This window comes from Dyadobacter sp. HNCC25DJ183, from assembly GCF_056895175.1.
Genome location: NZ_JBXHAP010000011.1, coordinates 1 through 21,916 on the forward strand (window position 1 = coordinate 1; position 21,916 = coordinate 21,916).

Here is a 21,916-nt window from a genome sequence, read left to right on the forward strand (position 1 = left end):
TGGACCACGCAGAGCGGGCAGCTCGTCAAGTTTGATGAGACAAAAACAGCCAGCAGTGTACGCCTTGAACAGGGCGCTGCCGAGCCGGGCAAGATCCGCGTCAACTGGTCGGCGCTGGTGCCCTGGGACAACACCAACCGCGTACACAGGATATACAGAGAAGACAAAACCAAACCAGGTACCTTCAACCGCATTGCCGACTGGCCGGTGCAGGGAAGCCAGTCGTTCAGCTTTGTCGATGACGGCGTTGACAGGTATGCTGCCGACGGGACTGCCAGCATTAGCATCAACAACGATTCTACGTACTGCTACAAAGTGGAAACGGTGGGCTCTTACAACAACAGCCAGATCAGGCCAGCTGTACTTTACAACTTCTCGCAGATATTGTGTGTGTCTTCTTCGGATACCACCAAGCCTTGCCCGCCTGTGCTGGCACTTGACCCGCTCAACTGTGATTCGTTACAAGCACACCCGGACGCATTCTGCGACTCACCTACATTTACCAACCACCTCTCGTGGACCTACCCGCAGCAGGCAGACGGTAAAGAATGCGATGCGGCAGTGACCGCTTACAGGGTCTACTATGCCCGCTATGAAGATGAGACTCCTGCCCTGATCGCAACAGTGACTATCCCGCCTGCACCGCTGGCAACCGAGTACGACCATACCGGCCTTACCTCCTTTGCAGGCTGCTACTATGTGACGGCCGTCAACAGGTTTGGTGCGGAGAGTGCCCCCAGCAACACCGTGTGCAAGGACAACTGCCCGATGTATGTGTTGCCCAATGTGTTTACACCAAATGGGGACACGAAAAACGATGTGTTCCAGCCTTATGAATGCCCTGCTTTTGTGCAGTCCATGGAGTTTACTGTCTTCAACAGGTGGGGTGCCAAGGTGTTCTCTACCACCGATGTGAACATCAACTGGAACGGAAAAACCAATGCAGGAAAAGACCTCGCAGCAGGGCAGTATTACTACGAAGCAAGGGTCCGTTTTGAATCAGCTAAAAGAGAAAGCGAGCAAACTATCCTGAAAGGATGGGTACAGCTTATCAGGTAAGGCACGATTATATGTGTCTTTTTTCTTTCGAGATCAAGTATTTCCTTTGTAGCCCGCGCATGATGCGCGGGCTTTTTATTTAATGTGAGCAACCTAAAATTCAGAAACTATGAAGACGGCATATATTTTTCCCGGACAGGGATCGCAATTCAAGGGAATGGGATTTGACCTTTACCAATCCTCAGACTCTGCCAAAGCACTATTTGAAAAGGCGAACGAGGTACTTGGCTTCGAAATTACGAAGGTGATGTTTGAAGGTTCGGATGAAGACTTAAAACAAACTGCTGTAACCCAGCCTGCCATTTTTATTCATTCCGTGGTATTGGCAAAGATCAGCACCGACTTCAACCCGAATATGGTCGCTGGTCACTCGCTGGGGGAATTTTCAGCATTGGTTGCCGCTGGTGTATTGTCTTACGAAGAAGGCCTGCTGCTTGTTTCCAAACGTGCTTCGGCAATGCAGAAAGCCTGCGAAATCCGTCCATCGACAATGGCTGCCATTCTGGGATTGCCTGATCAGGTGATCGAAGAAGTTTGTGCAGGTATTACTGACGAGATTGTGGTTCCAGCCAATTATAACTGTCCCGGACAGGTCGTTATCTCAGGCTCTGTGGAAGGCGTTGAGAAAGCGTGCGAGCTGCTTAAAGCAGCAGGTGCCAAACGTGCTTTGATCCTGCCGGTAGGCGGCGCATTCCATTCTCCGTTGATGGAGCCGGCGCGTGAAGAGCTGGCTGAGGCAATTCATGCTGCCCAATTCGAGCCCCCTGTTTGCCCTATTTATCAAAATGTAAATGCGAGGCCGGCTACGGAGGTTACCGTGATCAAGGAGAACCTGATTTCTCAGCTTACAGCGCCTGTAAGATGGACGCAGTCTGTGGAGCAAATGGCAGCCGATGGGGCCGAAATGTTTATCGAATGCGGCCCGGGAAAAGTGTTGCAGGGACTGGTTAAGAAGATCTCTCCAACCGCATTGCTGCAAAGTATTTAATTTTTTTGCGCAAAAGCTTGACAACTTAATCTCGTCACATTACTTTTGCACCACTGTTTACGGTTTTGGCCGATGGTGTAATGGTAACACAGGACATTTTGGTTGTCTTATTCAGGGTTCGAGTCCTTGTCGGCCAACAGTAACTTAAAGAGCTCAGTTTTCTGAGCTCTTTTTTTGTTTCCCACAAATTCATACCCACTTCTTGGGATTTCTGCCAACCAGGCCCTCTCCTTTTTAAGAATGTGTACAAATTACAACATTCAAATCCCTTCATAACTGCTAAAAAGGCACAATAGACGCTGTTTTTGGATGTTTTATATACCAATCCTTCGATTTGGTTACTTACCATATTTGGATACTATAAAATTTCCAGATGAAATATTACATTTATATGTTTTAACCTAAACAGCACCCATATGAAAATTGACAAAATCAAAAAGCGTGACCGAGAGCGGACCAAGAGTAAGATACTCAAGGCAGTAGGAGATGTAATTGAGCAGCATGGAACCGAAAAAGTGGGGGTTAACCTCATTGCCCGCACAGCCGGTGTCAACAAAGTTCTTATTTACCGGTATTTCGAAAGCGTAGACGGGCTCATGGAGCAGTACGTAAAATCCGGTGAGTACACTTCCACCAGCAGTACCGATTACATCGACAACATCCCAGAACTGGGCCCGGAGGAGCGCGCTGAGGCATTGAATAACCTTATGCAGACATTCATGAAGGACCTTCGTGAAAGAAAAGCGACACGCGACCTTTTAAGGTGGGAAATTGGCACGGGCAAATCCATGCTTTCTGACGCCAGAAATCAAACGGCTCACAAAATCCTGGGCAAGATAGGCGAGCTTCCCAATTTTAATGATACCAGTGCGCTGGTCTCCTTCCTCTCTGCCGGAATCTACTTTATGACCCTTTCCACCGACTATCGCCAAAAAATGATCGACGTGGACCTGCATTCAGACGACGGCTGGAAACGCATTGAACGAATTATTGAACGTATCATTACAGATATCAGAAACTAGCCCGCAACGCTGCTATCGCAATTTTAAACAACCATAACCTATATTTGCCCGTTCATATATGATAATACTGATACTTTCTGAATAGGCCTTGCCAGTGTTGACGGGCTATATAATATGAGTGTTTTAAAGAAGCTAGCGGGGGAAACCGCCATGTACGGGATCAGCACTATGCTGGGCCGTTTTCTGAACTACCTGCTGGTTCCCCTTCATACCGGGCTGTTTAAACCCGAGCAGATCGCCGCACAAGGTCAATTGTACGCCTACGCAGGGTTGACAATGGTTATTTATACTTTTGGAATGGAAACAGCCTTCTTCCGCTTTGCGAGACAGGAGGCAGATCGAAAAACCTACTATAATCTCATTTTAAGTGCAGTAATGCTGGTCAGCCTGTTTTTTTCCGGGCTGATCTTCATTTTTGCACCCCAGCTTGCCGAGGCAATCCGCTATCCTGAAAGCGCCAATATTGTCAGGATGTTTGCGGCCATTATGGCGACTGACGCGATTATTGCTATTCCATTTGCCAGGCTGAGGCTGGAAGGAAAAGGTAAAAAGTTCGTGACAGTGCGCCTTGCGAACATCGTTATTACCATTCTGCTGAACCTCTTTTTCCTGATCGTTTGCAGGGATATTTATCAGGGTAAATATCTGTCGATGCTGAAACCTGCGATAGACCTGTTCTACAATCCCGCTCATGCCCCGGATTACATTGTTTTTGCCAATCTGATCGCCAACCTCCTCTTCTTTGTCTCACTTCGCAAAGAGTTTGCCGGGTTCAGGTTTGTTTTTGACAAAACCCTCTTTCAACCTGTCTGGGTATATGCTTTTCCAATTCTGATTATGAATGCGGGTGGGGTGATCAATATGCTTTTTGACCGTACATTCATCCAGTTCTTACTTCCCGACGGCTTTTATCCGGGTCGCAGTACCAAAACAGCAATTGGTATCTATGTGCAATGCTATAAGCTTTCCATCTTCATGAACCTGGCTATCCAGGCATTCAAATATGCCGCAGAACCATTCTTTTTTACAAAAGGAGAAGACAAGAATGCCCCGCCGATATTCGCAAAAGTGACAAAATACTTTATCATTATCTGCGCGTTGATGTGGGTTGGTATCTCCTTGAATCTCGACTTGTTCGCTGAAATATTCCTGAAACAAAAGATTTACCATGAAGGCTTGCCGGTAGTACCCTGGCTGCTCGCGGGATATTTCTTCCTGGGGATTTACTATAATGTTGCAACCTGGTTTAAGCTGACAGATCAGACGCAATATGGAACCTGGTTCACATTGACCGGAGCCTGCATTACCATTCTCACGAGTTTCCTTTTGGTACCGCAAATCGGCTACCTTGGCTTCGCAATAGCTTTTGCATTGTCGGGATTGGTGATGCTTGTCCTGTGCTATTATTACGGACAGAAGTTTTATCCGGTACCTTACGATGTGAAATCCGCGGTAGGCTACCTGGCAGGCGGCGGGGTCTTGATCTTTCTTTCTTCCCTCGTAAAAATACCTGAGCTCTGGCTGTCCGCTACGCTGCACATTATCCTTTTCGGACTGTTTGCTGCCGTTGTGTTTATATTGGAAAGGAAAAATCTTCCTGCATTGAGGAAATAAAAAAGACTAGCTAGGGCTGCATTTCACGCAGCAACTTATTGGAGAAAAGGAATTCTTTCAGCTCGGGAACGGTGGTTTTGGTTATATCTGAATTGACCCCTTCCCACAACTTGTCTCCCTGGTACAAGAACATGATGTTCTGGCCGATCTCCATCACCGAATTCATATCGTGTGTGATTATGATCGTGGTGATCTGATATTCTTCGGTGATCTCTTTGATCAGCTCGTCAATCTTTACCGAAGTAAGCGGATCAAGGCCTGAATTGGGCTCATCACAAAAAAGATACATTGGGTTCATGACAATAGCCCGCGCAATTCCCACGCGCTTTTTCATTCCACCGCTGATTTCGGAAGGCATTCTTTTGGCAGCTGCTTCCAGGCCAACCCTTTGAAGACAGAATGCTACCCGTTCCTGTTTTTCCTGTGAAGACTGATCCGTCAGCATATCCAATGGAAAGCGCACATTTTCCTCAACTGTTTTAGAGTCAAATAGCGCCCCGCCCTGAAAAAGCACTCCCATTTCGCGGCGAATGGACTGTTGTGTTTCCTTATCGCTGTTATAGAAGTCGCGGCCGTCGTAAATTACATTACCCTGATCCGGCTTTACGAGGCCGATCATGCATTTGAGTAAAACACTTTTCCCGGTACCGCTCCCGCCGATAATCAGGTTGGTCTCCCCTTTCTTGAAAGTTGCGGAAATGCCTTTTAAAACCTGTTTTCCGTTGAAAGCTTTGGAAATATTACTGATCTCGATCATTGCTTGCTGAATTGATAGCCTGGGCTGAATTATAACAGTAGTTGCGCAAGTAAATAATCCGCAATTAATACGGAGATACAGCTACTAGTTACCGCGCCAGTGCTTGCTTTGCCCACTTCCAAAGCTCCACCTTGTGTAAAAAACCCTTTATATGAAGATATCGTTGCGATCAGAAAACCGAATACAAACGGTTTTACACACATAAAGAAAATATTATATGGAACAAAGGAATCCCTTATCCCCTCCAGATAATCTCTTTCTGAAATCACGCCGGTTAATGTTCCGGCAAGATACCCGCCGAAAATATTCAGGAATCCGGCGAATATAACAAGCATTGGAAACGTCAACATCGCAGCAATTACCTTCGGGAGCACCAGATATGCCGCTGAATTGATCCCCATTACTTCCAATGCATCTACCTGCTCAGTGATCCGCATAGTACCCAGCTCACTGGCAATATTGGAGCCCACCTTTCCCGCCAGCACAATGCAGGTAATCGTTGGCGCAAGTTCAAGTATCGACATATCCCGCACGATTAATGCAACCGTAGAAACCGGAATAATCGGGCTAACCAGGTTGTAGGCGGTTTGAATGCAGGAAACAGCACCGATAAATGTGGAAACAATCGCAACAATGAAGACCGAACTCACCCCGATTCCCACGCACTCCTCCATCAGACGCCGCCAATAAACAGACAGCTTTTCACCTCTCGAGAATATTGTCCCTAGAAAAATAAAGTATTTCCCGATTACAGACATAATCTTAATAGTATTCAATATTTTCGGGAAAATTAGGCAAAAAAAGAAGCATTTAGAAAAATGAATCAATTAGCGGTAGTTACCGGTGGCACAAAGGGAATCGGCCGGGCGGTAATTGAGCGATTTCTGCAAGGCGGATTTGATGTGGTCACCTGCGCGAGGAATAATGACGATCTGCACCAGCTTAAAAGTCAATGCAACCTAACTTACCCGGGAAGCGAAGTCTCCATCTTTCAGGCCGACTTGTCCGAACGTTCTCAGGTGAGTGCATTCCTTGATTTTATTAAGTCTCAAAACCGTTTTCCAGAGGTACTTATTAACAATACCGGCGTATTTATTCCCGGACAGGTACACAATGAAGAAGAAGGTGTTTTAGAGAAAACGATTAACACCAACCTTTACAGCGCCTACCACCTCACACGAGGATTGCTGCCTGAAATGACAGCCGCGAGAAAAGGGCATATTTTTACACTTTGCTCCACCGCGAGCATTATCGCATATCCAAACGGAGGTTCTTACTGTATATCCAAATTTGCGCTTTACGGGATGACCAAAGTGCTCAGGGAAGAAATGAAGCCCCACAATGTGAAAGTAACCGCAGTGATTCCGGGAGCTACATTGACCGATAGCTGGAAAGGGACTGATTTACCGGAAGAACGATTTATTGATCCAAAGGACGTTGCAGAGGCAATCTGGTCAACTTACTCGCTTTCCGGACGCACAGTTGTTGAAGAAATATTGATCCGCCCGCAGTTGGGAGACCTGGATTGATTAGTGTACAAAGCGCATTTTTAGTAAATTGCCGCATTTTTAAAATTATTTATTAAAACCTTTAGCTTTTTTCATGGAACAATACCTCGGTATAGACGTGGGCGGTACTAACGTAAAAATGGGAATCGTTGACGCTACGGATGGGAGAATTTCAAATTTTTATAGCCATGATACGGCTAGCTGGCGCAGCTCAGGACATTTCATTGAACGTTTGGGCGATGCAATCGCATTGCAGCTGGTCGAATATCCCGAGGTGAGACGAGTAGGTATCGGAGTTCCTGGACTGACTACCCGCGACCGGACTACATTAATTGAAATTACAGCAATTCCCGAAATAGATGGTATCGCGATCGTGCCTGACCTGAAAGCCCGCTTTCCAACACACGATTTTTACCTCGAAAATGACGCCAATGCAGCTGCATTGGGAGAGTACTATTTCGGAGAGGATAAATTGCCGGAAGATTACATTTTCGTAACGCTCGGAACCGGGATCGGCGGAGCAGCGATTATAGATAAGAAGGTTTTCAAAGGCGGCGGCGGTAATGCAATGGAACCCGGACATATACCGTCCAAAAACGGTAAGGTACTGGAAAGGAACATCGGCAAAAAAGAGCTTCTCGACCTGGCTATTTCCATGCGTGCAGCCTATACAGGCACAACACAGCTTCCTGCTGACGGTACTATCTCAACAACCGGCCTCGTAGCTGCAGCTTCGGGAGGTGACGAGCTTGCCAAGCAGGTATTCCAGGAAATGGGTTACTTGCTGGGAGAAGGACTGGTTTCAATGGTACGCATCCTGGATATTACTACAATTTTGATCGGCGGTGGCATTTCTGCTTCGTTTGAATTTATTTTGCCAGCAATTAACGAGCGCTTTCAATACTGGTTAACTCCTTATTATCTGAAAACAATCAGCATCAAGCGTGCTACATTGGCCAATGATGCAGGATTGCTTGGAGCGGCTTCGTTATGTTTTGATTGAGATACAGAGATTTACAACTTCATATTAGCCATACACGTTACTAGTCCCGGATGAAATTATCAGTCATAGTTCCTGCTTACAACGAAGAGAAGACCATTTGGAGAGTGCTGGAAAAGCTAAAATCCGTCGAGTTAATAAATGGTTTTCAGAAAGAAATTGTAATCGTAAATGACTGTTCCTCAGACAATACCGAAGGAGTAGCACAAAGATTTATGGCTGAAAATCCCCTTTTGGAAGTAAGCTACTATCGTCACGAATACAATCAGGGAAAAGGAGCGGCACTACATACCGGATTCAGACGTGCTACCGGTGACTACATCATCGTGCAGGACGCAGATCTGGAGTATGATCCGCAGGAATTCAATATTTTGCTGAAACCGGTCGTCGAGGGTTACGCCGATGTAGTTTATGGCTCCCGCTTTATGGGCGGAAGGCCGCACAGGATCCTGTTTTTCTGGCACACGATCGGAAACAAATTCCTGACATTCCTGAGCAATATGTTCACTAACCTGAACCTGACGGATATGGAAACCTGCTACAAGCTTTTCAGGGCCGATTTGCTCAAGAACCTTTCACTCCATGAAAAACGCTTTGGCTTTGAGCCGGAAGTAACCGCAAAGATCTCCAAAATACCCAAGATCAGAATTTATGAAGTAGGTGTGTCTTATTACGGCCGTACTTACGAAGAAGGTAAAAAGATTAACTGGAAAGACGGTTTCCGCGCATTGTACTGCATTGTACGCTACGGATTAGGAAGCTGATTCTGACAATATATAGAAAAACAAAAAAGGGTAGCGAGCGCTACCCTTTTTGTTACTGCTTGATGATCTTACTACTGATCATAGTCCCGTCGCCCTGGTCTACTGTAAGAATGTAGAGGCCGGTCGGCATCGTTGAAATATCCATTTCATACCTGCTTTCAGATTTTAGCTGCCCATTGTGCACCAGCTGCCCGCGCGCATTGCTCAGCCGGATTTCTCCTTTCACCGGATTTCTGAACTCCACCTTTAAAGCCGCTGAAACGGGGTTAGGATAAATTTTCCAGAACATTTCGTGCGGTTCCGGTTTTATTGCCAGAAGCGGCAGCATTTTTACGGTAGTAGTTTTTACAAGCGACTGCGAGGTTTTGCTGAAAGCCTGAATGCGGTAGCTGTAAGTTTCATCCGGAGAAACGTCTTTGTCCTCATAAGACAGCGTACTTCCATTGAATGTATCGATGGTTTTAAAGTCCGCATCATCGGGTCCTTTCTTTTCCAGCACATACCGGTCGGCGCCCGTAGATTGCCAGGAAACCAGCACACTGGCCAACTCGGATTCTTTGGCTTCAAAAACGGGGAATGTAATGATATTAGCAATAGCATACTCCTGGAAGGAAAATGCACCCAAACCGCGCGCATTCGTCAGAAAAGGTCCGTAATAAATCCTGATCTGCTCGCCTTTGTAAGCAGGAAGGTAGGTCAGCTTGCTCGCATTAGAAGCCCCCGCGAGCTTTAAGATAACCTTATTGCCATTTGCAGAGCCTGATGCAATGCTTGCCGGCTTCGATTCGTCACCGTCAAAGTAAAAAACATCTTTCAACCCTTTAAGGAACTTCGTGCCACTGACATCGTCAATCAGCGTATCCTTTGGCCAGCGCAGGTTCTGCCCTTCTTCGAAAACCAGCGTTATTTCGTCTTTTTGTTCAGATGAATAGTAAATCTTCTGCACATCCGGGCAATTTACATTACTGCTGTCAGCAGAACCGTACACTTTTGGTTTGAGGAAATTGTAAACCCTCCTCCCCAGTTCCTGATAGCCGGAAAGACTATAATGAATGCCGTCAAAACCAGGCAAGCCATTTACATTGAAATGATCCGTTTTGGGATAAATGTATTTGGTTTTCCGCTGAAACTCGCGGATCGTACCTGCTACGTAATACGGGTTAAAAAGTACAGGAATTTGAACGACCACAAACTTGTCAACCTGCGGGTAATCCTGCTGCCAGTATTTAAAAAGCTTGTCATATTCCTGCTCATAATTACGGATATCCTCCAAAGCTTCCTGCTCTCCCTGATACCAGAAGAAAGCACGAATTCGGCCAGCCCTGGCGGCTTTGATCCTCTGGTACAAAAAACCATATAAATTCGAAGAGGCCGGATTTTCAGCATTGCGATCGGTGTGGTAGCGGATGTACGAGCCGGGCAATGCACCGTTGATTACGCAGGTGGGAATGCTGTCTTTTTCGAGAATGCGGCGCTGCATTTCCACGCCCCAGGCGCCTGCGTAAGGCCACGACCACGAAGAAGGTATCCACATGGTATCGCCCAAAGTTTGTGCAGGACTGTCATCGGGGGTTCTGCCAAGGGTGCGCGCGTATTTACTTGACCAGTCTCCAAAATGGACCGCGGCCGCATTGGATTGTCCGCTGATTACGTAAAAATCGCCAGCAACGATCTCTGTTCGTTTTACAATCAGTACCGAATCATCTGTTTTACAAACATAAAATGCGAATTCATAATCCGCCATTTCAGCTTTGATCTTTGGTTTCAGCTCAAAATTGGCGAAACTCTGACCGGCATAATCCAGCTTTTGCTGCTGCAAGGCAACCTGCTTTCCATTGCGGAAAGTAACCACCGACATGTGATCCCAGCCTGTTGCTTCGATTTTTCCTGCAAAGGGAACTTCGGCTACATTATTGTCATCGCGTGCGAAAAGCTGCATATCCTTAGGCAGCTTGTTGAACACAACAGAGAAGAAACGCTGGCCGTATGTTTCCTGCGATATTCCTGCGAGTATGATCAGGAAAAAGGCACTTACCTTACTTGTAAAGCTCATTTCATTCAGCAACTTTTAAATTCAAAAGCTTGATTTTACACCGCAATTGATATAAATATATCCTTAATATTTTGCATTTACTGCTTCTGCTTTTTCTTCTACTTTTTCGGTCAGCGACCATTGTTCGTCAAACATAGCCAGGAACCACAAAGCCATAATTACCGGTAACGAATATTTATCCCACGATAACTGCGCCTTACCAAGCAGCAACACATTGAATGCAACCATCCAGCTCGCCAGATTGAATCTGGGAGAGAAAAAACGCATTAAAGTAACTAATGCTAAAAGTCCGAAAATGACCTGCTTTATTAGTCCGCTGATCCCGATCGTCATCATTAACTGATCAATATAACCCAGATAAGGCCACGTGAAATAGGGATTATAAGCTTGTTTGGCAGGTGAAAAGATGATCACGGCCGTGAGTATCGCGACGAATGCGGCGAACAGCTTGGGATAAAGTGACGGAAACTTAAACAGGTAGCCCAGCTTTCTGGTAAAAATCAATTCGGGGATCACGTGATAAACCGCGATAACCACCGACGCATACATCAGATAACCGAAATTGTACTGCGCGATCTTATCCGAATCGTAGTGCTGATCGGCCATAACGGCAGCAGGGGCCGGTCCCTTCCAGAGCAAAACCCACGGCACAATACTCAAAACCGCAATTCCGTACCAAAGCCACGTTTTATCTTCCCACGCATTCCTGATCAGCAATGCAGGTTTAGTTGATTTTTTCAAATGATTAAACAGCTCGTAAGCCACCACCGCAGCCGGAAACGCGAGCATATACTGCCGGCAACAAACAGCCGCCGCAAACAGCAGCATCCCGGCCCAGTGTACACGTTTGATATAAGCGACGATACCGGCGAGTACAAAAAACATCGCAAAAATGTCCGTGTAGTAATAAACGCTGACCAGATAGTAGTTTGGAAAAAACAGCAGTCCGCCCAGGCAGAGCCAGAAGCGACGGCTTTTTTCAGGACTGTTCCATACAAAGAGCATTAACAGACCGAAGCTAAAAACGAACGTGAGCAAACGCAGCGCCTGAATGCTTTCGCCAAAAAGACTCACAACCCAGCCACCAAGAATAAAAGGAATGGGCGTGTTGAGCTCATTGTAGCTTTTCAGCAAATCAATGGAAGGGATCGGTTCGGGACTGAAATAAACGGCTGTCGGCAGGTAATGGAACTCATCCTGATAGAGCGCTACCGTAAACCGCTGCTTCAAAAAGAAGACTGCAATAAAAAGAATAACAAGAAACAGCGTCGCGTTGCGCTTTTTTGAATTCATATATCAAATGAAATTTACCTCCGCCTTTAAACTGATCCCGAATTTGGACAGAATGGATTCCTGAATTGACTCAGATAATAACTTGATTTCGTTTCCGGTACCGCCTCCGTAATTCACGAGTACCAGCGCCTGCTTTTCGTGTACACCGACGTTCCCTTTCCGGTAGCCTTTCCAGCCTGCTTTTTCGATCAGCCAGCCGGCGGGCACTTTCACTGTGTTTTCATCAACAGGATAACCCGGTATTTCAGGATATGTCTTTTTAAGATCTTCATATTGTGCCGCAGGAATTTCGGGGTTTTTAAAGAAGCTTCCCGCATTTCCGATCTGCGCCGGATCGGGTAATTTGCTTTTCCTGATCCGCATAATCGCTTCACTTACGTCGCTGATCGTTGGAACTGTAACTTCCATTTCAGCCAGTGTTTTCTGGACGTCGCCGTAACCAATGTTCAGCACAGGATTTTTGGACAAAACAAAGGTGACGCCTGTAATTACGAAGCGGCCGCTGGCTTCCTTTTTGAAAATACTTTCACGATAGCCGAATTTGCATTCCGCATTTGAAAATATGTGCAGTGCGCCGGTTTCAACCTCGACAGCCTCCACCGATTCAATCACATTTTTAACCTCTACACCATACGCGCCAATATTTTGCATGGGCGCAGCGCCTATACTGCCAGGGATCAAAGAGAGGTTTTCAACACCTCCATAACCGCTTCTCACGCAGTATAATACAAACTCATGCCAGCTCTCACCACTACCTGCTTTCAGCCAGATCTGACTGTCAGTCTCCTTTATTTTATCAATTCCAGTGAGTTTCGGATGAATTACAAGCGCGTCAATATCCTGTGTTAAAAGGATGTTGCTGCCTCCGCCTAAAATAAATTTCGGCGTTTTTTTCCATTCCGGATTGGTCAGGATTTCGGTTAATTCCGTTAGAGATGTAATTTCAACAAAAAAGCACGCCGTCGATTCCAGCCCAAAGGTATTATAATGTCGGAGCGGAAAATTGGATTGAATTTGCATTGGTATTGTGAATTGTATTGGTAAAGTTAGGTATTACAATCAAAACTAAGTGGTATGCCGATTCATCCTTTTTTATTATGTTTGTTAGTTAAGTTACCGTTTTCAGAGATATGAAGCTGAAAAAGAATTCCTTATTGGCGCTGCAGATTGGCATGATCATCTTATCAGCCTGTAGTAAAAAGTCGGTAGTCAGCTCGTCCAGCTCGGAGTACAGAGAAGACCTTTCGGCGGTGCGCCCGAGGTATGAATATGTGGAACCTGTATTTGACAAAGCCGTCACAGAAACAGCTCCGAAGACGGGCACAGCGCCGAAAACGGATGTGGACAAGCCGCTTTACGTTAACAAAAAGCTGGATACAGTTCTGGATACGCTGGCTAAACACAACAAGTCGATCAGGTATATCAATGGATATCGCATTCAGCTGTATGTTGGTAATGTGCGGCAGGAAGCTGACGGCGCAAAGTCTTATATATACCAGGCATTTCCAGATCTGAACCCCTACGTTTCCTACTCTCAACCCACTTACCGCGTTAAAGCAGGTGACTTCATGTATCGCAGCGATGCAGAACAGTACCTCGATCTGATTAAAGAACAATATGCCTCGGCCGTTATTTTACCCGACCGTGTCGATATAAAAAGAAGCTTGAACGTAAATCCCTCAGCAGAAAACAATTAATTAAAATAAACAGTAATAATTTAATCGCAATCTCACTCGATTTTACTAGACGTCTAAATGAAAAAGGCATTGATTACCGGGATAACTGGGCAGGATGGCTCTTATCTGGCCGAGCTCTTACTGAGCAAAGGATATGAAGTACACGGCATTAAGCGCCGTAGCTCTTTGTTCAATACGCAGCGGATCGACCATATTTATGAAGATCCACACGAGAAAAATGTGCGTTTCCATCTTCACTATGGTGATCTGAGTGATTCTACCAACATCATCCGGATCATTCAGGAAGTTCAGCCCGACGAAATTTACAACTTGGGCGCTATGTCGCACGTACAGGTGAGTTTTGAAGAGCCTGAGTACACTGCCAATGTGGATGGTATCGGTACTTTGCGGATTCTGGAAGCGGTTCGTTTGTTGGGATTGACTAAAAAGACCAAGATTTACCAGGCTTCTACCTCAGAGCTTTACGGTTTGGTACAGGCTGTTCCACAATCAGAAACAACTCCTTTTTATCCACGCTCGCCTTACGCAGTTGCGAAACTGTACGGTTACTGGATTACAGTTAACTACCGCGAAGCTTACGATATGTTTGCAGTGAACGGGATTTTGTTCAACCACGAATCTCCATTGAGAGGTGAAACTTTCGTGACCCGCAAAATCACCCGCGCAGTTGCACGTATCGCACTGGGCTTGCAGGACAAAGTGTACCTGGGTAACCTGGACGCACAACGGGACTGGGGCCACGCCAAAGATTTCGTTGAAGCGATGTGGCTGATCCTGCAACAGGATACCCCCGAGGACTTTGTGATTGCAACGGGTATCACCACCCGCATTCGCGAATTCGTGAAAATGGCTTTTGACGAAGTAGGTATCGAAGTTGCATTTACAGGCGAAGGTGTAGACGAGATCGCGACCGTTGTTGCATGCAACAACCCTGATTTCCAGATTGAAGTTGGCAAAGAAGTAGTAGCTGTTGATCCAAGATATTTCCGTCCTACCGAAGTGGAATTATTGATTGGCGATCCAACGAAATCAATGACAAAACTGGGATGGAAACCTAAGTATGACCTGAAAGCACTGGTTAATGATATGGTTGCAGCTGACGTGACCCTGTTCAAAAAAGACAGGTTACTCGAAAGCAGCGGTCACCGTGTTCCAAACTATTACGAATAAAAATATCAGAAATAGAAAAGCCCCGGAGCACTCATTTGCTTCCGGGGCTTTCGCTTTATATACTGTTATTAAACTGTCCTCTTTTTCGCAGTTGGCTTTTTCAACGATTTCCCCGTTTTGATCAGGTCTTCTGCGCTGGTGTAGCCTAATACCTTTTTCACCACTTTTCCATTTGGATTGATAAAAAACAATGTCGGATAGCCTTCGATCGGGTATTTACCGGCCAGCTTAGGTCCCTCGCCGCTCTCCATGTCAAACTTCACATTGATGAAATTTTCATTGAAAACTTCGGCTACATCTGCCCTTGTAAAAACATTTTTCTGAAGCAACTTACACGGTCCGCACCAGGTAGTATATGCGTCAAAAAAAATGATCTTGTTTTCAGCCTTTGCTTTTTTCAGGATGGAAGCCCAGGATCCTTCAACGAATTGAATTCCTTTTTCCGCTTCTTTTACTTTCTTATCTCCATTTCCGGCAGTGGCCACAGAAAACGACAAAGCCATTACAGCGATCAGCAGACCTAATTTCTTTAAATTTCTCATTACTTGCTTGATAGTTATACTTATATCCTAATAACGAAAATAACGTGTAATCTTGTTTTTCACAATTCCTTGTTAAACATACGATTAAGCTTTTACAATGGATTTGCGGGGCAAAAAAGATAACTTCGCAGCTTCATTAACATTAATTCCTTATGAAAGTTCAGGATGCCAGGTACGTAATGAGCAATTCAGATTATCTGAAATGTCCCTCCCCTGAATTGCCTGAGTACGCATTCATCGGCCGCTCCAACGTAGGCAAATCTTCGCTGATCAATATGCTTACAGGTAAGAAAGCGCTGGCGAAAACCTCGCAGCAACCAGGAAAAACGCAGCTGATCAATCATTTTATCATCAATGAGACCTGGTACCTCGTCGATTTGCCTGGTTATGGTTATGCCAAAGTCAGCAAATCGGAACGGGATAAGTGGGAGAAGATGATCAACGATTATCTGTATAACCGCCAAAACCTGATCTGCACATTTGTATTGATCGACGTGCGGCACAGCGCAATGGCCGTCGATCTGGAATTTATGTCGCAGCTGGGAGAAGCCGGCATTCCGTTTCATATCATTTTTACAAAAGCAGATAAGCTTAAACCGGCGCAGGTAGCAAAACAGGTGGAGGCATATACCGCGAAACTGGCTGAACTCTGGGAAGAAATACCGCCGATGTTTGTGACATCGGCCGAAAAAAACGAGGGCCGGGATGCTGTTCTGAAAGCAATACAAACTTACAACGACGCGTTTCAGAATACACAGCCTTAGCAAGTTGTTTGGCGAAGTATCTTTCCGTTATTTTGCGGAAAACTTGCCGGTCAGTAAACCGCATTCAAATCAGAAATAACAAATAACAAAAAGGATGAGTGAAAAAGTAGAGTCTACAGGAATGGAGCTGTTAAAGGAAATAGCAAATGTTTCAGGTAAAGGCGGACTGTTCCGTATTCTCAAACCCAGCCGCGCCGGCGTGATTGTTGAAAGCCTGGATGAAAAGCGCGAGAAAACGCTGATCGGGCCCACTGCGAGAGTTTCTGTGTTGAAAGACGTGTCTATTTTTACAGACGGAGAGGAGGAATCAGCTCCGCTTGAAGACGTATTTACCAAAATTCGCGAAGTACATGGCGAACAGGTGGACTTGTCTATCAAAACTGCCTCGGACAAAGAGCTGATTGAGTTCCTGAACAAGATCCTGCCTGATTTTGATCGTTCAAAAGTATATGTATCTGATATCAAAAAGATCATTACGTGGTACAACCTGCTATCTAAGCATTTACCGGAGCTTTTTGTAGTGACAGAAACAGAAGCAGCCAGTGAACCCGAAGCGGCAGCCGAAGAAGCTGGTGCGGAGTCGGAGGACGAAGGCAAGAAAACTGCTAAAAAAGAAAAAAGCAAAGCTTAGTCAAGCCTGATAATATCCGAAAACCCTGTCTTATGGCGGGGTTTTTATTTTTTGATCTTGTACCAAATACATGAACGCACTCTCCTCCCGCATTGATCACACACTGCTAAGTCCTGTCGCAACTGAAACTGATATTCGCAAGATATGCGAGGAGGCGTGGACGTTCCAGTTCAAAGCGATTTGTGTGGCACCCACCTATGTGCCTTACGTGGTTGAAATGATGGAGTTTTGTCCCGTCAGGATTGAGCTTGCGACTGTCATCGGTTTTCCAATGGGCTACTCCGCCACGGAAGCCAAACTCGCAGAAGCACAGATTGCATTGGATCAGGGAGCCACCGAGCTGGACGTGGTCATGAACCTGTCGCGATTTAAATCAATGGCTTACCTGAGTGTGCGGCAGGAGCTGACACAACTGGCCCAGCTGGCTCACAGCAAAAATGCATTGATCAAGATCATTATCGAAACTGCCTACCTCGATTCATTCGAGCTTTACACGGTTTCTGAAATCTGTGCAGAGGCGGGGGCCGATTATGTAAAGACCTCTACCGGGTTTGCTCCCAAAGGTGCCGACGTGGAAGTAGTCAAAAACCTCCGCACGATCCTTCCCAAAGAGGTGAAAATCAAAGCTTCCGGCGGCATCCGCACAGCTGAACAAGCCCTTGCATTGATAGAGGCCGGTGCGGATCGCATTGGTACCTCGGCGGGAGTAGCCATTGTCGGCCAGCAATGAAACGGGTTTTGCTACTGAGCACGGTACATCCGCCGACCGACCCGCGCATTATGTACAAAATAGCGCCTGCGCTGGCGGCGCATTACGAGGTGATATGTGCTTTGCCGAAAGTCAGGCAACAAAAGGCATTTAGAACCATTTCCCTGCCTTTTTTCAAAAAACTCTGGTCAAGATTACTGGTAACCTACCCGGTTGTGTTCTGGAAATGCTTCCGGCTGAAACCCGACATTCTGCACATTTTTGTTCCTGAGCTTATACCGGCTGCTTTCGTGTTCAAATGGCTGGGAGCCAAGGTCATTTATGAAGTTCAGGAAAATCTCTATCAGAAATTCAGTATAAAGAAATACAACAATGCGAGGATCTATCAGCTGTTCTTCCGGTATTTCGACAAGCTGGCGCGCAGGCAATTCTTCCTGATTTTTACTGAACAAGCATATCTCGGTACTTACCGCAAATTGAGGTATCCCTATGCTGTGATTCAAAACTTTGCGCGGATCCCGGAGCCTGAACTTTGCAGATCCACTCAAAAATCTACCTCAGCAAATCCCGAGTTCTTATATGTTGGTGTGATTTCCCTGGAAAGATGCATTGATGTTATCATGCTGGCTTTTGCGAAATTGAAAATCCGCTACCCGCACTTTAAAGCTCATTTTTTCGGACCGTTGCGGCTGGATCAGAATGTACTGAAAGCATTGCCAGGGTTTGACCAGGTACGCGACAATGTGGTTTTTTATGGGTATACCGACCAGCAGACTGCCTTCCAATGTGCCTCGCGCTGTGTAGCCGGGATTGCCCTGCTCAAACCAGTTGCCGACTACCCGGATTCTTATACAACCAAGTTGTTTGAATACATGGCGCATAGCCTGCCGGTGGTCACTTCCGACTTTCCCTTGTACAAGTCCATTGTAGAACCTTCTCAATGCGGATTTTGTATTTCTCCTTACGACGACGCGGAGCTGTCTGACAAGCTGGTGTTACTGGCAGAAAATGATCCGCGGCGAGTGCAGATGGGGAAGAATGGTAAGATTTGCGTTGAAAATTTTTATAATTGGAAGCACGAAACACAAAAACTGCTGTCTTTTTACGTAGATATATCAGATACAAAAAAAGATCGCGGTTGAACCATCTGGTTATTATGATTTTATAAATTTACTATTGAATTGTTCAAATATTTAGTACTACGATTTCTATGAAATATTTAACTTTCGGAATCAAAAAGAATCGTAGTTTGCGGAGTCAACTTCTCAATCATGTATATTAATACAGTTAGTCATTATTTGCCAAGCGAAGTTATTGGTAATGAATATTTTACAAATCTCAACAACCTGTCCAACGAATGGATTGTAGAACGGACCGGAATCTCAGAAAGACGTAAGGCATCAGCGGAAGAGAATACTTCCACCATGGCAATTAAAGCGGTTGAATCACTACTTGAAAATATTCCTTACAGCAAGAACGAAATAGACCTTATTATCGGCGCTACTTATACGCCTTACGATACCATTGTTACGCTTGCCCATGCAGTACAGCACCAGCTGCAAATCCCGGATATTCCGGTGGTGAGCATTTCATCCGCCTGCTCCTCGCTGCTTAATGCAATCGAGATCGTGGAAGGTTACTTTGCATTGAGCAAAGCGTCCAAAGCATTGGTCGTCGTTTCTGACCATAATACTGCCTATTACAATGAAATGGATACGGTTTCCGGTCATTTATGGGGCGATGGGGCGTCGGCACTGCTGATTTCCAAAGAGCGCCAGACCGATTCGGATATGCATATCAAAAAGATCATCACAGGCGGAGCAGCTACCAGTGGAAAAGCGATTGAAGCAGTGGTACTCCGGCCCAATGATCGCGGCGTCATTATGCCATTTGGCCGCGATGTGTTCCAGAATGCGTGCATTTATATGCCAAAGGTGAGTCAGCAGGTACTGCATGCTTGCGGACTTACGATTGACGATCTCGACTACCTGATCCCGCACCAGGCCAATCACCGGATCAGCCTCAATGTGATCAATACCCTCGGCATTCCGGTCGATAAGCTGATTTCCAACATCCAATATCTGGGAAATACCGGTTGCGCAGGCTGCGCGATTGCCTTATCTGAAAACAAGGACAAGTTTAAAAAAGGAGAAAATATCGTGTTGACCGTTTTCGGAGGAGGATACTCTTACGGCGCAATGCTGGTTACCATTTAATAGCAGGACATTAAAAAAGCCTTCCGACGGAACACATTGTTCAATTGGAAGGCTTTTCTTTTTTACAAACTTTGTCAGTTCACCTCCGGCTCTGCAAACATCTGCGGTTTCCAGACATTGTTTGACGGATTGATATCCGGCAATGCACGTTCCGGATCAATAGTTACCGAACGAATCGGCTGCTGGGTTGGAGCCTTGAAAGTCCAGGTCCCGCCTCTCTGCCAGATTTCAACAGGCAGTTCAATCCGCGTTTTCTTGCCACTTACTTCTTCAATGTCAATCTTCGCTGGCATTGCCCACTGGTCCAGGTTTTCAATTGTGATAAATGAGCCGCGCTGCGGGTTTTGCTCCACGTAGCTTACGCTTTTCACACTCTGATCAAGCTTGTAGTTCTCGAAGAACCAGCCTTTCCAGAACCAGCCCAGGTCCTCGCCCGCTGCATCTTCCATTGTACGGAAGAAATCATAAGGAGTCGGATGCTTGAATGCCCATCTCTGCACATATACTTTAAATGCATAATCAAACCTTTCCTTGCCCAAAACCTGCTCACGCAGCATTTTAAGACCTAAACCTGGTTTCAGGTAAGCTTCCCAACCCAGGTTTTGTGCCTGAACAACATCAGGGATAGTCATGATAGGGTCGGCTTTCTGTCTGTAAATGAGCGGCGCCAGTTGGTGCAGATCATTCATCTGCGTCGTTTTATATTCGCCATTGTTGAAGTTGTCACTGGACAGGAAGTTGATGAATGTGTTGAAACCTTCGTCCATCCACGCGTATTTACGCTCATTGTTACCCACGATCATCGGGAACCAGTTGTGGCCGAATTCGTGATCTGTTACTCCCCAAAGATCATCCTTGCGACTTTTGCTGCTGCAAAACACGATACCCGGATACTCCATTCCGCCGACGATACCGCCCACATTGGTAGCAACAGGGTAGGTATATTCATGAATATAGCTCGAATAAAACTCGATACAGCCCTTTACGTATTCGGTTGAGCGGCCCCAGCCATCCAATCCGCCGTCCTCAGCAGGATATACCGATTGCGCTAATGCAGTCTTTCCCCTTGGTAAATTCATTCTCGCTGCATCCCACACAAATGCTTTTGAAGTGGCCCAGGCAATATCACGCGCCTGCAAACAACGGAAGCGCCAGGTAAGCATACCTGATTGTTTCGGCCTTGTAGCAGGATTTGAAACCTCTTCTGCCGACCGGATCATCACAGTCTGCTCGCTTTTAGCTGCATTCGCCAGCCTGGTTCTTTGCTCCGAGGTAAGTACTTCACCCGGATTCAACAGCTCGCCCGAACCTACCACAATGTGGTCCCAGGGCACAGTTACATTGTATTCAAAATCGCCGTATTCCAGGTAAAACTCACCCGCACCCAGGTAGGGCAACAGGTTCCAGCCTTCTATATCATCGAAAACAGCTACCCGCGGGTACCATTGTGCCATTTCATACACGATACCATTTTTTGTTTCCAATGTTCCCATGCGGTCTGAACCGTACTCGGGAATTTTGAAGGCGTAAGCAATTTTGATTTTGATCACATCGCCGTTTGCTTTCACCGGATTTTTCAGGCGGATCTGCATGCGGGTATCTGTGATTTTGAAATCGGCTTCAACAAACTTGTCTTTGCCTTGCTGAACAGTTACAGTGGTAATGGAATCTCCGCCATTGAAACCTGTGTTCCCGAATCTTCCGCCGGTCACCGGCGTTGTTCTGCCTCCTCTCGATTGCTCACTGAATGCATTCTGATCCAGTTGAAGCCAGATAAATTCAAGGTTTTCAGGACTGTTGTTCTTGTAAGTCAGCTCTACATCCCCGCTCACTGTTCCTTTCGCCTCATCGAGCGTTACGTTGATTTTATAGTCGGCTTTGTTCTGCCAGTATTTAGGTCCCGGCGCGCCGCTGCCTGTGCGGTATTCGTTACCTGGCTGGAAATTAAACAGCGGGTGAAACAATACGTGTGCGTCATAAGCCCCTTTCCCAGCCTCCTGTGCACTTGCGCTAAAAAAGCCCAGACTGCTTAACACAAGCAAACCCAGACGAACCATCGAAATTTTCATTCTGATCAATATAATTGGAAAATATAGAATTGAAAACGACCAAGATACGCCTTTTCGCCT

The 21,916-nt window shown here is 46.0% G+C and carries 21 protein-coding genes and 1 tRNA gene; 15 read left to right on the forward strand and 7 right to left on the reverse strand.

Translation table 11 applies throughout. From position 1 onward, the window contains the following. From AC1XTG_RS24460 to AC1XTG_RS24480, 5 genes are all read left to right on the forward strand, one after another. Positions 1-1,059: T9SS type B sorting domain-containing protein (locus AC1XTG_RS24460; protein ID WP_484843782.1), on the forward strand; the 1,059-nt coding region annotated here is incomplete at its 5' end. Between the two features lie 109 nt (positions 1,060-1,168). Next, positions 1,169-2,047, forward strand: a complete 879-nt coding sequence (gene fabD, locus AC1XTG_RS24465; protein WP_056279340.1) for an ACP S-malonyltransferase — start codon at positions 1,169-1,171, stop codon at positions 2,045-2,047. A gap of 66 nt (positions 2,048-2,113) precedes the next feature. Further along, positions 2,114-2,184 (forward strand) — tRNA-Gln (locus AC1XTG_RS24470). Between the two features lie 279 nt (positions 2,185-2,463). Further along, positions 2,464-3,069, forward strand: a complete 606-nt coding sequence (locus tag AC1XTG_RS24475; RefSeq protein WP_056279337.1) for a TetR/AcrR family transcriptional regulator — start codon at positions 2,464-2,466, stop codon at positions 3,067-3,069. Between the two features lie 114 nt (positions 3,070-3,183). Then, a complete protein-coding gene (locus AC1XTG_RS24480; protein ID WP_056279335.1) occupies positions 3,184-4,683 on the forward strand; it encodes an oligosaccharide flippase family protein in 1,500 nt (499 codons plus the stop codon). Between the two features lie 10 nt (positions 4,684-4,693). Here the strand turns inward: AC1XTG_RS24480 and AC1XTG_RS24485 are convergent, their stop codons facing one another. Together AC1XTG_RS24485 and AC1XTG_RS24490 are read right to left on the reverse strand one after the other, a co-directional pair. Further along, the gene (locus AC1XTG_RS24485; RefSeq protein WP_484843783.1) at positions 4,694-5,440 is read right to left on the reverse strand and encodes an ABC transporter ATP-binding protein; all 747 of its coding nucleotides are present in this window, start codon (positions 5,438-5,440) and stop codon (positions 4,694-4,696) included. A gap of 29 nt (positions 5,441-5,469) precedes the next feature. Continuing rightward, positions 5,470-6,198 (reverse strand): MlaE family ABC transporter permease, encoded by a 729-nt coding sequence (locus AC1XTG_RS24490; RefSeq protein ID WP_056279331.1) that lies wholly within the window; start codon positions 6,196-6,198, stop codon positions 5,470-5,472. Positions 6,199-6,258: 60 nt separating this feature from the next. Between AC1XTG_RS24490 and AC1XTG_RS24495 the strand changes: the two genes are divergently transcribed. From AC1XTG_RS24495 to AC1XTG_RS24505, 3 genes are all read left to right on the forward strand, one after another. Beyond that, positions 6,259-6,969, forward strand: coding sequence for an SDR family oxidoreductase (locus AC1XTG_RS24495; protein ID WP_484843784.1), 711 nt, complete (start codon positions 6,259-6,261; stop codon positions 6,967-6,969). 73 nt (positions 6,970-7,042) lie between these two features. After that, on the forward strand, positions 7,043-7,951 hold the full coding sequence (locus tag AC1XTG_RS24500) for an ROK family protein (protein ID WP_056279327.1): 909 nt from the start codon (positions 7,043-7,045) through the stop codon (positions 7,949-7,951). Positions 7,952-8,001: 50 nt separating this feature from the next. Beyond that, positions 8,002-8,712, forward strand: a complete 711-nt coding sequence (locus tag AC1XTG_RS24505) for a glycosyltransferase family 2 protein (RefSeq protein ID WP_484843785.1) — start codon at positions 8,002-8,004, stop codon at positions 8,710-8,712. A gap of 52 nt (positions 8,713-8,764) precedes the next feature. Here AC1XTG_RS24505 and AC1XTG_RS24510 read toward each other — a convergent pair whose 3' ends face one another. From AC1XTG_RS24510 to murB, 3 genes are all read right to left on the reverse strand, one after another. Further along, entirely contained in the window at positions 8,765-10,765 is a 2,001-nt protein-coding gene (locus AC1XTG_RS24510; RefSeq protein ID WP_484843786.1) for a T9SS type A sorting domain-containing protein, read from the reverse strand. 63 nt (positions 10,766-10,828) lie between these two features. Next, on the reverse strand, positions 10,829-12,058 hold the full coding sequence (locus AC1XTG_RS24515) for a hypothetical protein (RefSeq protein WP_484843787.1): 1,230 nt from the start codon (positions 12,056-12,058) through the stop codon (positions 10,829-10,831). Positions 12,059-12,061: 3 nt separating this feature from the next. Continuing rightward, on the reverse strand, positions 12,062-13,078 hold the full coding sequence (gene murB, locus AC1XTG_RS24520) for a UDP-N-acetylmuramate dehydrogenase (protein ID WP_484843788.1): 1,017 nt from the start codon (positions 13,076-13,078) through the stop codon (positions 12,062-12,064). A gap of 110 nt (positions 13,079-13,188) precedes the next feature. On the opposite strand from murB, the gene AC1XTG_RS24525 reads away from it, so the two are divergent. Further along, positions 13,189-13,755, forward strand: a complete 567-nt coding sequence (locus tag AC1XTG_RS24525) for an SPOR domain-containing protein (protein ID WP_484843789.1) — start codon at positions 13,189-13,191, stop codon at positions 13,753-13,755. A 57-nt stretch (positions 13,756-13,812) separates the two neighbouring features. Next, positions 13,813-14,925, forward strand: a complete 1,113-nt coding sequence (gmd, locus tag AC1XTG_RS24530; protein ID WP_056279318.1) for a GDP-mannose 4,6-dehydratase — start codon at positions 13,813-13,815, stop codon at positions 14,923-14,925. Positions 14,926-14,993: 68 nt separating this feature from the next. Here gmd and AC1XTG_RS24535 read toward each other — a convergent pair whose 3' ends face one another. Then, on the reverse strand, positions 14,994-15,467 hold the full coding sequence (locus AC1XTG_RS24535; protein WP_056279317.1) for a thioredoxin family protein: 474 nt from the start codon (positions 15,465-15,467) through the stop codon (positions 14,994-14,996). Positions 15,468-15,619: 152 nt separating this feature from the next. Here AC1XTG_RS24535 and yihA point away from each other — a divergent pair, with 152 nt between their 5' ends. The 5 genes from yihA to AC1XTG_RS24560 all read left to right on the forward strand — a co-directional run bounded on the left by yihA (position 15,620) and on the right by AC1XTG_RS24560 (position 19,787). After that, positions 15,620-16,231 (forward strand): ribosome biogenesis GTP-binding protein YihA/YsxC, encoded by a 612-nt coding sequence (gene yihA, locus AC1XTG_RS24540; protein WP_056279315.1) that lies wholly within the window; start codon positions 15,620-15,622, stop codon positions 16,229-16,231. Between the two features lie 94 nt (positions 16,232-16,325). After that, positions 16,326-16,862: a DUF5606 family protein gene (locus tag AC1XTG_RS24545; RefSeq protein WP_082489048.1), complete on the forward strand. Its 537-nt coding sequence runs from the start codon at positions 16,326-16,328 to the stop codon at positions 16,860-16,862. 70 nt (positions 16,863-16,932) lie between these two features. After that, positions 16,933-17,592 (forward strand): deoxyribose-phosphate aldolase, encoded by a 660-nt coding sequence (deoC, locus tag AC1XTG_RS24550; RefSeq protein WP_484843790.1) that lies wholly within the window; start codon positions 16,933-16,935, stop codon positions 17,590-17,592. Next, a complete protein-coding gene (locus tag AC1XTG_RS24555) occupies positions 17,589-18,713 on the forward strand; it encodes a glycosyltransferase (protein ID WP_484843791.1) in 1,125 nt (374 codons plus the stop codon). Before deoC ends, AC1XTG_RS24555 begins: the two co-directional genes overlap by 4 nt. A gap of 129 nt (positions 18,714-18,842) precedes the next feature. Continuing rightward, positions 18,843-19,787, forward strand: a complete 945-nt coding sequence (locus AC1XTG_RS24560) for a 3-oxoacyl-ACP synthase III family protein (RefSeq protein WP_484843792.1) — start codon at positions 18,843-18,845, stop codon at positions 19,785-19,787. A 74-nt stretch (positions 19,788-19,861) separates the two neighbouring features. Here the strand turns inward: AC1XTG_RS24560 and AC1XTG_RS24565 are convergent, their stop codons facing one another. After that, positions 19,862-21,856, reverse strand: a complete 1,995-nt coding sequence (locus tag AC1XTG_RS24565; protein ID WP_484843793.1) for a M1 family metallopeptidase — start codon at positions 21,854-21,856, stop codon at positions 19,862-19,864. Positions 21,857-21,916: the final 60 nt, after the last annotated feature.

Bases quoted from the DNA above. Each gene is read 5' to 3' on its own strand.
- murB (WP_484843788.1), bottom strand. From the start codon at position 13,078: ATGCAAATTCAATCCAATTTTCCGCTCCGACATTATAATACCTTTGGG.
- AC1XTG_RS24485 (WP_484843783.1), bottom strand. From the start codon at position 5,440: ATGATCGAGATCAGTAATATTTCCAAAGCTTTCAACGGAAAACAGGTT.
- AC1XTG_RS24515 (WP_484843787.1), bottom strand. From the start codon at position 12,058: ATGAATTCAAAAAAGCGCAACGCGACGCTGTTTCTTGTTATTCTTTTT.
- AC1XTG_RS24545 (WP_082489048.1), top strand. From the start codon at position 16,326: ATGAGTGAAAAAGTAGAGTCTACAGGAATGGAGCTGTTAAAGGAAATA.
- AC1XTG_RS24510 (WP_484843786.1), bottom strand. From the start codon at position 10,765: ATGAGCTTTACAAGTAAGGTAAGTGCCTTTTTCCTGATCATACTCGCA.
- AC1XTG_RS24500 (WP_056279327.1), top strand. From the start codon at position 7,043: ATGGAACAATACCTCGGTATAGACGTGGGCGGTACTAACGTAAAAATG.
- AC1XTG_RS24555 (WP_484843791.1), top strand. From the start codon at position 17,589: ATGAAACGGGTTTTGCTACTGAGCACGGTACATCCGCCGACCGACCCG.
- AC1XTG_RS24525 (WP_484843789.1), top strand. From the start codon at position 13,189: ATGAAGCTGAAAAAGAATTCCTTATTGGCGCTGCAGATTGGCATGATC.
- gmd (WP_056279318.1), top strand. From the start codon at position 13,813: ATGAAAAAGGCATTGATTACCGGGATAACTGGGCAGGATGGCTCTTAT.
- AC1XTG_RS24565 (WP_484843793.1), bottom strand. From the start codon at position 21,856: ATGAAAATTTCGATGGTTCGTCTGGGTTTGCTTGTGTTAAGCAGTCTG.
- AC1XTG_RS24490 (WP_056279331.1), bottom strand. From the start codon at position 6,198: ATGTCTGTAATCGGGAAATACTTTATTTTTCTAGGGACAATATTCTCG.
- deoC (WP_484843790.1), top strand. From the start codon at position 16,933: ATGAACGCACTCTCCTCCCGCATTGATCACACACTGCTAAGTCCTGTC.
- fabD (WP_056279340.1), top strand. From the start codon at position 1,169: ATGAAGACGGCATATATTTTTCCCGGACAGGGATCGCAATTCAAGGGA.
- AC1XTG_RS24560 (WP_484843792.1), top strand. From the start codon at position 18,843: ATGTATATTAATACAGTTAGTCATTATTTGCCAAGCGAAGTTATTGGT.
- AC1XTG_RS24480 (WP_056279335.1), top strand. From the start codon at position 3,184: ATGAGTGTTTTAAAGAAGCTAGCGGGGGAAACCGCCATGTACGGGATC.
- AC1XTG_RS24495 (WP_484843784.1), top strand. From the start codon at position 6,259: ATGAATCAATTAGCGGTAGTTACCGGTGGCACAAAGGGAATCGGCCGG.
- AC1XTG_RS24505 (WP_484843785.1), top strand. From the start codon at position 8,002: ATGAAATTATCAGTCATAGTTCCTGCTTACAACGAAGAGAAGACCATT.
- AC1XTG_RS24535 (WP_056279317.1), bottom strand. From the start codon at position 15,467: ATGAGAAATTTAAAGAAATTAGGTCTGCTGATCGCTGTAATGGCTTTG.
- yihA (WP_056279315.1), top strand. From the start codon at position 15,620: ATGAAAGTTCAGGATGCCAGGTACGTAATGAGCAATTCAGATTATCTG.
- AC1XTG_RS24475 (WP_056279337.1), top strand. From the start codon at position 2,464: ATGAAAATTGACAAAATCAAAAAGCGTGACCGAGAGCGGACCAAGAGT.